The 12,849-nt window shown below is 72.4% G+C and carries 9 protein-coding genes; 5 read left to right on the top strand and 4 right to left on the bottom strand.

What is annotated here, in order from left to right:
- The first annotated feature begins 135 nt into the window (after window positions 1-135).
- Window positions 136-972, top strand: a complete 837-nt coding sequence (locus tag MQH31_RS08870) for an exodeoxyribonuclease III (protein ID WP_243011748.1) — start codon at window positions 136-138, stop codon at window positions 970-972.
- Between the two features lie 229 nt (window positions 973-1,201).
- The gene (locus MQH31_RS08865; RefSeq protein WP_243011747.1) at window positions 1,202-1,834 is read left to right on the top strand and encodes an antibiotic biosynthesis monooxygenase; all 633 of its coding nucleotides are present in this window, start codon (window positions 1,202-1,204) and stop codon (window positions 1,832-1,834) included.
- Window positions 1,835-1,846: 12 nt separating this feature from the next.
- Here MQH31_RS08865 and MQH31_RS08860 read toward each other — a convergent pair whose 3' ends face one another.
- Window positions 1,847-2,806, bottom strand: coding sequence for an AEC family transporter (locus tag MQH31_RS08860; protein WP_243011746.1), 960 nt, complete (start codon window positions 2,804-2,806; stop codon window positions 1,847-1,849).
- Window positions 2,807-2,888: 82 nt separating this feature from the next.
- Here MQH31_RS08860 and MQH31_RS08855 point away from each other — a divergent pair, with 82 nt between their 5' ends.
- Together MQH31_RS08855 and MQH31_RS08850 are read left to right on the top strand one after the other, a co-directional pair.
- Window positions 2,889-3,704 carry an alpha/beta fold hydrolase gene (locus tag MQH31_RS08855; protein WP_243011745.1) on the top strand — a complete coding sequence of 272 codons (816 nt, stop codon included), beginning with the start codon at window positions 2,889-2,891 and terminating at the stop codon, window positions 3,702-3,704.
- A 231-nt stretch (window positions 3,705-3,935) separates the two neighbouring features.
- Entirely contained in the window at window positions 3,936-9,020 is a 5,085-nt protein-coding gene (locus MQH31_RS08850; RefSeq protein WP_243011744.1) for an SCO7613 C-terminal domain-containing membrane protein, read from the top strand.
- A gap of 162 nt (window positions 9,021-9,182) precedes the next feature.
- Here the strand turns inward: MQH31_RS08850 and MQH31_RS08845 are convergent, their stop codons facing one another.
- The 3 genes from MQH31_RS08845 to MQH31_RS08835 are packed head-to-tail and all read right to left on the bottom strand — an operon-like array spanning window position 9,183 to window position 11,761.
- Window positions 9,183-10,211 (bottom strand): oxidoreductase, encoded by a 1,029-nt coding sequence (locus MQH31_RS08845; protein ID WP_243011743.1) that lies wholly within the window; start codon window positions 10,209-10,211, stop codon window positions 9,183-9,185.
- Complete coding sequence (locus MQH31_RS08840; RefSeq protein ID WP_134533147.1) at window positions 10,208-10,732, bottom strand: pyridoxine/pyridoxamine 5'-phosphate oxidase; 525 nt, start codon at window positions 10,730-10,732, stop codon at window positions 10,208-10,210. Before MQH31_RS08840 ends, MQH31_RS08845 begins: the two co-directional genes overlap by 4 nt.
- Window positions 10,733-10,741: 9 nt before the next feature.
- The gene (locus tag MQH31_RS08835; protein WP_243011742.1) at window positions 10,742-11,761 is read right to left on the bottom strand and encodes a LacI family DNA-binding transcriptional regulator; all 1,020 of its coding nucleotides are present in this window, start codon (window positions 11,759-11,761) and stop codon (window positions 10,742-10,744) included.
- A gap of 140 nt (window positions 11,762-11,901) precedes the next feature.
- Here MQH31_RS08835 and MQH31_RS08830 point away from each other — a divergent pair, with 140 nt between their 5' ends.
- Entirely contained in the window at window positions 11,902-12,846 is a 945-nt protein-coding gene (locus MQH31_RS08830) for an NADP-dependent oxidoreductase (protein ID WP_243011741.1), read from the top strand.
- The last annotated feature ends 3 nt before the right edge of the window (window positions 12,847-12,849 follow it).

Below are 12,849 nucleotides of genomic sequence, written 5' to 3'. Positions count from 1 at the left end.
GCCGGCACCCCAGCGGCCTCATGCCTGAGGTGTCACAGATCGAGGTTCCCACGTCCCGCGAACGTCGATCTGCGACACCTCACGGAGCCGTGCGCGCAAACGCGAGCTGCGGCATCCGTCAAATAGGCTGGGCGCATGCGCATCGCCACCTGGAACGTCAACTCCATCCGAGCCCGCTCCGCCCGTGTCGTCGACTGGCTCGTGCGCGAGGACATCGACGTGCTCGCCATGCAGGAGATCAAGTGCAAGCCGGAGCAGTTCCCCTCCGATATCTTCGAGGAGGCCGGCTACGAGCTCGCCATCCACGGCCTCAGCCAGTGGAACGGCGTCGCCTTCGCGAGCAGGCACCCTATGACGGATGTCGCCACGAGCTTCCCCGGCATGCCCGGCTTCCTCAAAGGCCAGGAGGGCCCCGGGCTGCCACTCGAGGCCCGGGCGCTCGGGGTCACGGTGGGCGACCTGCGACTCTGGAGCCTCTACGTGCCGAACGGGCGCGCGCTCGACGACCCGCACTACGCGTACAAGCTCGACTGGCTCGCCAAGCTCGACGGGCACACCCGCGCCGAACTCGCCGCCCGCCCCGATCTCGCCCTCGCGCTGATGGGCGACTGGAACGTCGCCCCGCTCGACTCCGACGTCGGCGATCCGACGCTGATCCCCGGGGTGTCGACGCACATCTCACCGCCGGAACGGGCCGCCTTCGAGGCCTTCGCCGCCGCGGGGCTCACCGACCCGGTGCGCCCCCTCGTTCCGGAGGGCTTCACCTACTGGGACTACAAACAGCTGCGGTTCCCGCGCAATGAGGGCCTCCGCATCGACTTCATTCTCGGCTCGCCGGCGTTCACCGACCTCGTCACGGACGCAAGCATCCACCGGAACGAGCGCAAGGGCGACGCACCGAGTGACCACGTGCCCGTCGTCGTCGACCTCACGCTCGACGACGAGGACGACGACCGCCCGATGATCTTCTAGTCGAGCCGCCCGACCCGCATGGCTCTACCGGCCCCGTGTGGTTCCGAATTCAGGAGTTGAGCTCGAGTGCGGTCCCCCGGGTCGCAGACCAGTGCCGCACATCCGCTGAGTTCGAGCACCTGTGGGGCTCAACTCCTGAATTCGGAACCATACCGCCGCACGGGATGCCTGAGCGGAAGGATGCGGTGGGGGCTCGACCGGGACCGCGGCCGTCGAGGATACTGGATGCATGTCTTCCGTATCGCCGGGGAACGATGGCAATCCGGCGGCGGCCGGGCCGTCCGATTCCATCACCGTCTCCATCACCCGCCGCGTGCAGCCCACCCGGATCCCCGAGGCAACCCACTGGGCCCAGCAGGGCATGGACCTCGCGAGTGCGTTCCCCGGGTTCCTCGGCTCCGGCTGGGTGCGCACGAGCGCGGACTCGCTCAGCTGGCACATGCTCTACCGCTTCGACAACTCCGATTCCCTGGATGCCTGGGAAGGCTCCGATGAACGCGCCGAGTGGCTCGCCCAGGGCGTCGACTACATCCTCGACGCCCGGGTGCAGAAGCGCACCGGCATCGAAGGCTGGTTCGACACCCCGCAGGAGGGCGCGGACTCGAGCATCTACCAGCCCTCGCAGTGGAAGCAGACGGTCGCGATCGGCCTCGGCTTCTTTCCGACGAATGTCGTCTTCACGTTCCTGGTCACCCTCGCGATCCCCGAGTGGGGCGGCTTCCCGATCGTGCCCCGCATCCTGCTGACGACCCTCGTGATGGCGCCCACGATGACGCTGCTCGTGATGCCGTGGATCACGCGGTGGCTCCGCCCGTGGCTGACCCGGCCGCCGGCATCCGCCTACCGCCGCCCGCGGGTCTGACAGTCCGGGACGCTACGCGACCGGCGCGAGCAGCGCGGCGATCACGATCAGCGCGGGCACGGCGGCGAGCGTGGTGATCAGCACGGTGTCGCGCGCGACAACGGTGCCCCGGTTGTACCGCGCCGCGAAGTTGAAGACGTTCTGCGCGGTCGGCAACGCGGCCACGCTCACCACGGCGAAGAGCTCCGCGGGTGAGAGGTCGAAGACGAACCGGCCGAGGGCCCACGCGACGACCGGCATCACGGCGATCTTGAGCACGGCGGCGAGCACGACCTTGCGCCGGCCGGACCCCGGCCGCAGCACCCGGTCGCCGTGCAGCGACATGCCGAACGCGAGCAGGACCATCGGCACGCCGGCCCCGCCGAGAATGTCGAGGGGAGCGAACACGGCCTCCGGGATCGGGATGCCGAACACCGCCACGATGAGCCCGCACAGCGACGCGAGGATCATCGGGTTGCGCAGCGGCTGGGTCGCGACCGCCCGGAACGAGAGTCGCCCGCTCGTGGTGACGTCCAGGATGCCGAGCACGATCGGGGCGAACAGGAGCAGCTGCAGGAGCAGCACCGGGGCGACGTAGTGCGCGCTGCCGAGCACGTAGATCGCAACGGGCAGGCCGATGTTGTTCGAGTTGACGTAACTGGCGCCGGCGGCCCCGAGCACCGTCTCGGCGACCCGGTCCCGGCGCGGCACCGCGCCTGATCCGCTGCCGCGGCCGAGGAACCGGCTCGCGACCAGGTACAGGGCCACCACGATCAGGACGCTGCACAGGGTCGTCAGGAGGAAGCGGGAGAACACGACCCGGACATCCGTGCGGCTCAACACCGTGAACAGCAACGCGGGCATCGCCACGAAGAACGCGACCCGGTTGAGCACGAACCCCGCCGAGGGGCCGGCGAACCCCGCACGCTCGATGAGGTAGCCCACCAGGATCACGAATCCGATGATGGAGAACCCGACCAGGACGCCGCTCATTACTCCCAGATTAGGGGACAGTTCGGCCGCAGCGGGAGCCGGTTCCTTGCCAGCGGTCACGCCGCCGCCGTACGCTCGAAGCATGCCTCATCTCAGCGTTCCGGGTGCGTCGCTCTACTACGAGACCGAGGGCGCGCTGTCGTCACCGGCGATCCTGCTGCTGCACGCCGGGATCGCGAACCTGCGGATGTGGGACCCCCAGGTCGCTGCACTCGCCGCGAAGCACTTCGTGGTGCGGTTCGACTCGCGCGGCTTCGGCCAGACCTCGACCGAGAACGTCGCGTTCTCCAACCGGGCGGATGCGCTCGCCCTGCTCGACCATCTCGGCATCGCGTCCGCGACCCTCATCGGCTGCTCGCGCGGAGGATCGATCGCGATCGACATCGCCGTCGAGAGCCCGGACCGGGTCGCGGGGCTCGTCACGATCGGGTCCGGCCCGAGCGGGTTCCCCGAGGTCGAGCTCACCGAGCTCGAGGATGCCCGCTTCGACGAGCTCGACGAGGCCTTCGACGCCCGGGACTGGCACCGGCTCGCCCAGCTCGAGGTCGCGCTCTGGGCGATCGGGCCGACCAGGGACGAGAAGGCCCTCGACCCCGAGTTCGTGTCGACGGCGTACGCGCTCAACCGGGTCAACGTTGTGCACGCCGAGGAGAGTCCGGTGCCGATCCCGCTCGAACCGCCCGCGAGCAACCGGGTGATCGACATCGAGGTTCCCGCGCTCGTGACGGTCGGCGAGTTCGACGTGACGCCGGCGCTCGCCCAGTACGAGTACCTGCTGTCGACGCTGCCCTTCGCGAGCGGCTGCACCTTCCGCGACACCGCGCACCTCCCGAGCGTCGAGCGTCCCGAGGAGTTCGAGCGCGTGCTCCTGGACTGGCTCACCTCCAACGGCCTCTAGCCCCCTCCCGCGCTCCGCTCCCCGCGCGGAGCATCCGCTCGCCCTCCCGCGAGAGCGGAGTTATGGCCCTTAAAACGCTGGTTTAAGGGCCATAACTCCGCTCTCGCGGAACAACAGGGGGGCGAGGGGTGGGAGACGGAAGCGGTTGTCCACAGGCCGAACGGGGGCCGCCGCGTGCCTGCGGCCGCACGATAGCCTGTGGGGGCAGTCCACATCTAGCGAGGGGCAACGATGTCAGAACCGGCCGGCGGCGATTCCGCCGTACCCGATCCGTTCGCACAGTACGCGGGCACGGTGCTCTGGCCCGGCGCGCTCCGCGACCTGACCGACACGACCCTGTGCCCGGCCTGCCAGACCCCGCTCGCACCATACGGGTGCCCGTCCTGCGGGCTCGACCTGCGGCATCCGGTCGCCGCAGACCTTCTCGCCGTGTCAACGGATGCCGCGAAACTGTTCGACCGGCGCATCGCACTGATCGGGCGGCTGCGTTTCGACGCGGCCCAGGCCCGGGCCGCCGCCCAGCAGGTGCAGCGGACGCCGACCGCGCCCGCTCCGGCGCCTCCCCTGTCCTGGCTGCCCCAACCGTCGGCGACTGCTCCCCTGGTCGTCCCGATCGCGGGTGCGGCTTCGACCGCTTCTTCGGTGCCGGTACCGTCCGCGCACGCGACGCCGGCGCCCTCCCTGTCCGCGCCCGCGATGTCCACGCAGCCCCACCAGTCGCCGCCCAGCCAATCCACGCCCCGCCCGTCCCCGCCGCGGCAGGCACCCCCGCAGTCCGCACCGGCGCCGCGGGACCCGTCGCTCCCGCCGAAACGGTCGAGCGTGCAGATCCTGCTGCTCCTGGTCGGGGTCACGCTCGTGTCCGTCGCCGCGATCTTCTTCCTCACGGTGGCGTGGATCTTCGCCGGGCTCCTCGTGCGCTCCCTCATCGTCGGGGCGTTCACCGCCGGGGCACTGGTCACGGCCGCGCTGCTCAAGCGGCGCGGTCTCGGGGTCACGGCGGAGGGCATCGGCGCCCTCGCGGTCGTGCTCGTGCTGCTCGACGCCTGGTCCCTCCGCCAGAACGACCTCTTCGGGCTCGGCGCGACAGAGGCCGACGGCTATTGGGGAGTGACGCTCCTCCTCTGCACCGTGCTGTTCCTCGGTTGGAACGCCGTGTCCGGTCTGCGGGTCGCGAGCGTCGCCGGCTTCGCGGCCGCCGCGCCCGGTCTCGGCCTGCTCCTCTCCGCCGCGGCCGTCGGCCAGGACGGAGTGACCCGGGTCTACCTCGCGTGCCTCGGGGCAGCCGTCGGCGCGCTCATCCACCGCTTCACACGGGTGTCACCATCGACGGGTGCCGCTGCGCCGGCCGGTCGCCGACCCGGTGCTGACCGGGCGCCCGACCGGGCGCCCGAGCGGGCGATCGTGTTCGGTTTCGCCGTCGTGTCGCTGCTCGGCGCGCTCGCAACGGCCCTCTTCGTCGACCCGGGCATCGAGGTCGCCCCCCTCTGGCTGCTCGGCGCGGTCGCGCTCGTCGCGGCAGTGCACGCGGCCATGGTCGTCGGGGTGCGCTCGGCGCTTCCGGCCCCGGGCGCCGGATCGCTCGTCTTCGCGTGCTTCTGCTCGGCCGTCGCGGCGCTCGCGCTCTCGCTGATCGCCCTGATCATCGCGATCCGCACCAGCACCAGCACCATGCCGCTGCTCGTCACGGCGCCCCTGCTGGTCGCGCTGGCCCTCGCGCTCGGCCTGGAGTTCCTGTCCAACCGCGCCACCGGAGCCCGGCGCACCGCCGAGCGCGTCGCCGCCCTGACCGCAGCACTTGCGGCGGGCTATTTCGGCCTCGCGACGACGCTCTCTGCGGCGGCGTGGCCGCTCGGCGTCGCGGTCGTGCGCGGCCTGACGGTGTTCTCCGGCGACCCGGGCACCACGTTCAACCCGCTCCTCTCCTGGTTCGACGAGCTGGACGACCCGGTCGGTGCGACCAGTCTCTGGGCCCTCGGCGCCCTTGTCGCCGCCGGCGCCCTCGCCGCCGCCAGCTGGCGCGCCGGCGGGCTGCTGCGCGCCCGCGCACGCCTCGTCGCCGCGTTGTTCGCTGCGACTCTCGTGCTCGCGGTTCCGTTCACCGGGCCGGTTTCAGGCCTGCTGTGGCTCGTCACCGCGCTCTTCGCGCTGGTGGGCGCGGGCGCCCTGCTCGCTCTCTTCGCGCACCAGCACGGCCGCCTGCCGCTCGGATCCCTCCGCCCGATCGTGCTCGCGCTCGTCATCGTGAGCATCTCCCTCGGTTTCCTGGTCGGCTGGGCGCGCTCGGACACCTGGTGGATCGGCACGGCCGCCGGCATCCTCGCGCTCGTCGTCGCCCGCGGCCTGCTCGGCGCCGGCCAGGAAGCGAACGTCTCCGGACCCGCCGACCAGCCCGCACGCGGCCGACGAGCGCAGGGGCGCGGCGCACTGCTCGCGGGCGCGGTCCTGCTCACCCTCCTCGCCGCCGTCGTCGCACCGTGGGCGCTCACCCTCGGCGCCCGCCCACCGGCATCGGTGCTGCTCGTGGATCAACTGCGCGGCCTCACCGCCGCGACCGCGCTCCTCCAGCTCTTCTTCGCCGTTCCGTTACCCCGGTGGGTGCAGCTCACCGAGCGCCGCTGGGCGTTCCGCACCCTGCTCGCCCCCACGATCCTGGCCTTCGCCCTGCCTGTCGCGAGCCTCGCCGCGGCCCTCGACCCCGCCGGACGCGCCGACCTGCTGCAGCCCGAACCGGTCGCGGGCATCATCCACACCGCGGTGCTGCTCGCCGCCGCCGCTCTCTGGCTCGCCCTCCGCGGAAACCGGGTCGGTGCACCCATCGAGCGCCTCACCGCGATCGTCGCGCTCGCCCCGGTGCTGCTCCTGCTCCTTAGCGCCGTGCTCCGGGCGACGGATGCCCCCACCACCGTCGCCGACGTCGCCGCGCCGGTCGCCGCCATCCTCTGCTGTGCCCTCGGGCTCACGCTCGGGTCGCTCGGGTCGCGCACGCCGCCCGGGACACCCCCGTCGATGCCCCGCCGCCCCTCCGACCGGCTCGCCCTCGAGGCCGGTGCGCTGCTCGTGCTCGGCCCGGCAACGATCACTGCGATCGCCACGGGCCGCCCGCTCGGCTGGGTCGCGCTCCTCCTCGCCGGCCTCGCCGCGCTCCTGGCCGCGATCGCCTCCGACGGGCTGTTCGGTTCGCGCTCCCCGCGACGCCACCTCGGCTGGGTCGCGCTCTGCCTCGGGATCGCGGGCCTCTGGCTCGGCCTCTCCCGGTCGGGAACCGAGGCCCTGGAACCCTATGTGCTGCCCGTCGCGGCGGTCCTGCTCGTGCTCGCCGCGCTCATCCGCCGCTTCGGCCTGGTCGACCGCCGGACCGCCGGGAGCCCCGTCGCCGGCTGGCTCACCCTCGCGGGGCTGCTCGTCGCGCTCGTGCCCCTCGCGCTCGTCTCCGGGACCGGCGCGCTCGCCCGCCCGCTCGCGGTCGCCGGCGTCTCGGCCGTGCTGCTCCTTGTGGGCTGCGCCGTGCGCTGGACCCCTCCGCGGTCCGGGTACCTCGCGGCGGCCACGGCGAGCGGCGCCCTCGGGCTCCTCGTGACGAGTGGCGGCCGGATCGTGGCGCTCCTCCGCGGCCCCGAGGACGCGGGCCTGCTCATCGAGGCCTGGCTCCTGCCCGCGCTGCTGGTTCTCGTGGTCGCCGGAATCCTCAGCGCACGATCCGGGCGACGGATGCTCGGGGACGCCTCGGCTGCCGGTGACGCCCACATCACCGCCCGGCTCGCGGTGCGCACCGGCTACGGCCTGCTCACGCTCGCCATCACCTTCGGCGCACTCGCCGAGGTCCTGAGCCTCGCCGCAGTGGCCCCCGACGAGACCCCGCTCGCCGCCCCGCGCGTCATACTGCTCGCCCTCGCCTGCGCGGCCGTGCACGTCGGCCTGATCCGGTGGGACCGCACCCCCGAGGGCCGCGCCCTCGCCTGGGCCGCCCTCAGCGGGGCCGGCGTCGCACTTCTCAGCGGGTACCTGCACGGCGTCCCGGTTCCGCTCGAGATCGTGACGGTGCCCGTCGGACTCGCGATCGTCGCCGGACGTCTCCTCGCGGCCGACTTCTTCCGCAACCCCCTTCCGGGCGCGGCCCGGTCGACCCAGTTCTGGATCCAGGCCGGCCTCCTGCTCGCCGTACTCCCGAGCGCCACGCTCCCGCAGGCACCGGACGGGTCCCTGCTCCGCCCGATCCTCGTGCTCGCCCTCGGCGGCGCACTCGCGATCGGCGGCGCCGCACTCAGCGCAGCACCGGCATGGCACCCGCTGGCCTGGTCGGCCGTCGCCGCCGGACTCGTCGCCGTACTGCTCACCGCCCTGAACCGGGTGAGCCCGCTCCTCGACAGCGTCCCAGACGGACCGGACTCCCGGCTCGAGGGCTGGCTGTTACCCGCTGCCCTCCTGACGACCGCGACCGGAATCATTCTCGTGGCCGGGGCCCGCCGGGGCACCCTCGCCGGGCTCCCCGCTGCCGTCGGCGACCGCGCGCCCGACGGCACCATCGGCGACGACGCACGCGACGACATCCGCTTCACCGGTGCACTGCCTGGTCCGACCCCGCCTGGTCCGACGCCGCCTGGTCCGCAGCGGGCTCCGGCGACGGATGCCGCAGCGCTCCTGACCGGCTACGGTCTCGTCGTCCTGGCGATGGCCGGCGTGCTCGGGGCCGAAGTCGCCGCACTCGGCTACGAGCCGCTCGCGACGATCCGCGTGGTGCTGCTCGCGTGGACATTCTCCGCCGTGCACGTCACGCTGTTCCAGCTCGACCCGAGCCGCGGCGGTCGCTGGGTGGCCTGGCTGGCCATCATTGCCGGCGGAGTCGCGGTGATCGCCGGCTACGGTCACGGCGTGCCGCACCCGATCGAAATCGTGAGCGTGCCGCTCGCCGTCGCACTCGTCGCGAGCGGCTGGCTGCACCTCGAGGCGACGCCGTCCGCGCGCAGCTGGCCGTGGCTCGCGCCCGGCCTGGTCGTGCTCCTCGTTCCATCGCTGCTGCTCGACGTGACCGAGAGCCCGCTCTGGCGGATCGTCGGACTCGGCGTGCTCGCGCTCGGCGTGCTCCTGGTCGGCCTCCGTCAGCGCCTGCAGGCGCCGTTCGTGCTCGGCGCCGTGGTGCTGCTCGTGCACGGTCTCGCCCAGCTGTGGCCGTGGATCGCGCTCGCCTACGCCGCCGTCGCCTGGTGGCTGTGGCTCGGAATCGGCGGCACCCTGCTGATCGTGCTCGCTGCCCGCTACGAGCAGCGGATCCGGAACCTCAAGCAGATCGCCCTCGGCATCTCCTCGCTGCGCTAGTTTCCCCGTCAATCCAGCGCGACCGGATGCGCGCGGCGCCGCCGCCGCTCCCGTTTTCGCAGGCCGCGCCCGCCGTTTCGGGCGCGGCCTGCGAAAACCGGCGCGGGCGTGGACGCAGGAATGCGACGAGCGGCCGAGCTCGTCTACAGGAGCGACAGGGCGTCAGCCGAGATCGAAGGTGACCCCGGTGAGACGTTCGCTTTCCGACCAGAGGCGGAGGGCATCCGCTCGGTTGGCGGCCCGCTCGGACCGCCCGACCGGATGCGGGTGGCCGTGCTGCTCGCCGAAGCCGTCCGGCCCGACGAAGGTGTTCCCGCCGAGGCCCGGCTCGGTCGCCGCGTAGAGCGAGGGCAGCGCCCCCATCTCCGCGGGCTGGGCGAGCACCCGGTTCGCGAGCTCCGTCAGGCGGCGTTCGAAGCCGCTGCCGCGCATGCTCGCGCCGACGGACTGCAGGTTCGTGCGGGCGTACCCGGGGTGGGCGGCGAGGGCGAGCAGGGGTGCCCCCGCGGCGTCGGCCCGGCGCTGCAGTTCGCTCGTGAAGAGCAGGTTGGCGAGCTTGCTCTGGCCGTAGGCGGCCCACGGCTTGTACTTCTGCTCGCCCATCAGGTCGTCGAAGTCCATCCGGCCGCGCCGGTGCAGGGCGGAGGAGAGCGTGACGACCCTGGCCTTCCGGCCGGCTCCCCCGACGCTGTCCTCGACGGTGTCCGTGCCGGCGGCGGCGCGGGAGAGCAGGCCGGGCAGCAGCAACCCGGTGAGCGCGAAGTGGCCGAGGTGGTTGGTGCCGAACTGCAGTTCGAATCCGTCGGCGGTCCGGCGCTCCGGCACGTTCATCACGCCCGCGTTGTTGACGAGGATGTCGAGTCCGCCCGGGTGCTCGGCGAGCCAGTCGCTCGCGAAGGCCCGAACCGAGGCGAGGCTGGACAGGTCGAGCACGCGCACCTGCACCGCGGCATCCGCTGCCCGGCCGGCAGGAAGCCCCGCCAGAATGCGCCGCGCGGCGTCTTCGCCCCGCGCGAGATCGCGCACGGCGAGGGTGACGGATGCCCCGTGCCCGGCCAGCTCCGACGCCGTCACGAAGCCGAGCCCCGAGTTCGCTCCCGTGACGATGGCCGTGCGGCCGCGGAGGTCGGGGATGTCCGCGGCGGTCCAGCCGGACTTGTTCGGCGATTTCTTCGGCGAAGCGGCGGTCATTTCGACAGCTCGATCCGGTAGCGCACGTGGTTCCGGTCGGCGCTCGCCTGCCAGAATTCGATTTCGCTCGGCTGCAGGGCGTAGAGCCGCCAGCTCGGGTTGGGACGGCCGTCTGTGGCCGGGCGCTCGTCCCAGTCCCTGGCGGATGCCTCGGCCGAGAGCTCGATGACCGAACCGACCACCCGCACCTGCCTGCCCAGCTGCGGCCAGTAGAAGTTCATCGCGGCGCGCGGGTTCTCGCTGAGCTCGAGCCCCTTCCGCGATGTCACCGAGCTCGCGAAGTGCCAGCCGGCTTCGTCGATGTTCTTGAGGATCAGCATCCGCGAGGACGGCTGGCCGGCGGCCGTCGCCGTGGCCAGGCTGAAGGCGTGCGGCTGGGGTACCCCGGCGGCGAGCGCAGCGGCGAGCCAGCCTTGGAAGAGCAGGGTGGGATCGGACTCGGCGGCCTTCGCGTCGAAGGGCGGGAGGGAGGCCGGGAAGTCCGGCAGGGAGCGCAACAGGGAACGGAAGGATTCGGTCACGCGCCGAGCCTAGCGGGATCGGCCGGGATCGATCGGTGTCGCGGAGGAGGCGCGGACGATCAGCCGGCTGGGCAGGCGCACGGACTCTGGCGCGCCGCCGTCGATCACGGTCCTGAGCATGTCGACGGCGATCCGGCCCATGTCCGCGACGCTGTGCGCGATGACGCTCACGGGCGGGTCGAGCAGAGCGAGCCAGTCGATGTCGTCGAAGGAGACGAGAGCGACGTCGGTGCCGATCCGCAGGCCGAGCCTCTGGATCGCGCCGATCGCGCCGATCGCCATCGGGCTGTCCGCGACGAGCAGCGCGGTCGGCGGTTCGTGGAGGGCGAGCAGGGTGCGCACGGCGGTGGATCCGCTTTCGGCCTGGAAGTCGCCGAAGACGATGAGCGCGGGGTCGAGGCTGAGGCCCCGGTCGCCGGCGGCCCGCACGAAGCTCGCGTAGCGTTCGCGGCCGGTCGAGGTGGACTGCGGCCCCGCGATGTAGCCGATCCGGGTGTGCCCGAGCGCGGCGAGGTGATCCACCGCCTCCCGGATCCCGGTGTCGCTGTCCGTGGTCACGCTCGGCAGGTCGATGCCCTCGATGGTGCGGTCGATGAAGACGGCCGGGATCTCCCGGCCGACGACCGAGCGGATGCTGCCGCTCCCGTCCCCGAGCGGCGCCACGATGATGCCGTCGACGCGCCGGGCGATCAGGTTGTCGAGGTAGCGGTCCTGCTGGTCCTTCCGTTCGTTCGCGTTGCCGAGCAGCGTCGCGAAGCCGTGCACGAGGGCGGCCTGCTCGACCGTGTGCGCGAGGTCCGCGAAGAACGGGTTCCGGACATCCGGCACCAGAAGTCCGATCGCGTGCGTGCGCGTCGACCGGAGCGCCCTGGCCTGGGCATTCGGGTGATAGTCGAGTTCTGCGGCGGCCGCATGCACCCGGGAGCGGGCGTCCGCCGAGGTGGCGGGATTGCCCGAGAGCACCCGGGACGTCGTCGCGACGGACACGCCGGCGAGTGCGGCGACATCCTTGATGGTGATCGTGACCATCACTGCACTCCCCTGCCCGGCCGGGACTGCGTTAAGTGGAAACGTTTCCAAGCTGATGCCCAGACTATGGCGGGGGCGCGGAGGTGTCAAAATGCGAGAGGGGGTTGTTCTTCCCCCGGCACTCACGCGAGGAGACGCACATGGCCCAGGTCGTTCAGTACAACGAATTCGGCGGACCCGAGGTGCTCGAACTGGTCGAGGTCGCCGAGCCCCGGGCATCCGCCGGCGAGGTCGTCATCGCGGTCCGGGCGGCGGGCGTGAACCCGATCGACTGGAAGATCCGGAGGGCCATCCGCCCGACCGGCCCGATCACGACGCCGAGGCGGCCAGGCTCCGACGCCTCCGGCCGGATCGTCGAGGTCGGTGCCGGAGTGACCGGCTGGTCGGTCGGGGACGCCGTGATCGTCCTCGGCGCGGCGGGGGCCTATGCCAGCCGCCTGACGGCGACCCCCGCGCAGCTCACCCGGAAGCCGGACGGGCTCGGCTGGGCGGAGGCCGCCGCCCTCGGGGTACCGGCCGGGACGGCGTACCAGGCGCTCCGTTCCCTCGGGCTGGGGTCCGCGGACACCCTGCTCATCCACGGCGGCTCCGGCAGCGTCGGCCAGGCCGCGATCCAGTTCGCCCTGCTCGACGGTGCAACCGTGATCGCCACGGCGAGTAAGCCGAACCAGGCCCGGCTGGCCGAACTCGGCGCCATCCCGGTCGTGTACGGGCCCGGCCTCGTCGATCGCATCCGCGCGGTCGCGCCCCAGGGCGTCGATGTCGTCCTGGATGCCGCGGGCACCGATGAGGCCCTCGAGGCCTCCTTCGCGCTCGTCGACGACCGCAGCAGGATCGGCACGATCGTGGTCGGCTGGAAGGCAGCAGAACTCGGCATCCAGGCCTGGTCAGGCGGCAGCCCGGTGCCGCTCACCCCCGAGCAGGTCGAGCTCAGGGCGGAGGGCCTGCGGCTCGCCACCGAGCTGGCCGCCGCCGGCCGGTTCGACGTCGAGATCGCGGCGGTCTTTCCGCTCGCCGAGGCCGCCGCGGCCCAGGACCTCAGCGAGCACGGGCATCCGCGCGGCAAGATCGTGCTGCTGCCCTGACCC

Source organism: Cryobacterium zhongshanensis (assembly GCF_022760445.1).
Taxonomy (GTDB): domain Bacteria; phylum Actinomycetota; class Actinomycetes; order Actinomycetales; family Microbacteriaceae; genus Cryobacterium; species Cryobacterium algoricola.
Note: the sequence above shows the minus strand (reverse complement) of the source record. Positions and strands in the feature narration are given on the sequence as shown.

Bases quoted from the DNA above. Each gene is read 5' to 3' on its own strand.
- MQH31_RS08830 (WP_243011741.1), top strand. From the start codon at position 11,902: ATGGCCCAGGTCGTTCAGTACAACGAATTCGGCGGACCCGAGGTGCTC.
- MQH31_RS08870 (WP_243011748.1), top strand. From the start codon at position 136: ATGCGCATCGCCACCTGGAACGTCAACTCCATCCGAGCCCGCTCCGCC.
- MQH31_RS08835 (WP_243011742.1), bottom strand. From the start codon at position 11,761: ATGGTCACGATCACCATCAAGGATGTCGCCGCACTCGCCGGCGTGTCC.
- MQH31_RS08855 (WP_243011745.1), top strand. From the start codon at position 2,889: ATGCCTCATCTCAGCGTTCCGGGTGCGTCGCTCTACTACGAGACCGAG.
- MQH31_RS08865 (WP_243011747.1), top strand. From the start codon at position 1,202: ATGTCTTCCGTATCGCCGGGGAACGATGGCAATCCGGCGGCGGCCGGG.
- MQH31_RS08860 (WP_243011746.1), bottom strand. From the start codon at position 2,806: ATGAGCGGCGTCCTGGTCGGGTTCTCCATCATCGGATTCGTGATCCTG.
- MQH31_RS08845 (WP_243011743.1), bottom strand. From the start codon at position 10,211: ATGACCGCCGCTTCGCCGAAGAAATCGCCGAACAAGTCCGGCTGGACC.
- MQH31_RS08850 (WP_243011744.1), top strand. From the start codon at position 3,936: ATGTCAGAACCGGCCGGCGGCGATTCCGCCGTACCCGATCCGTTCGCA.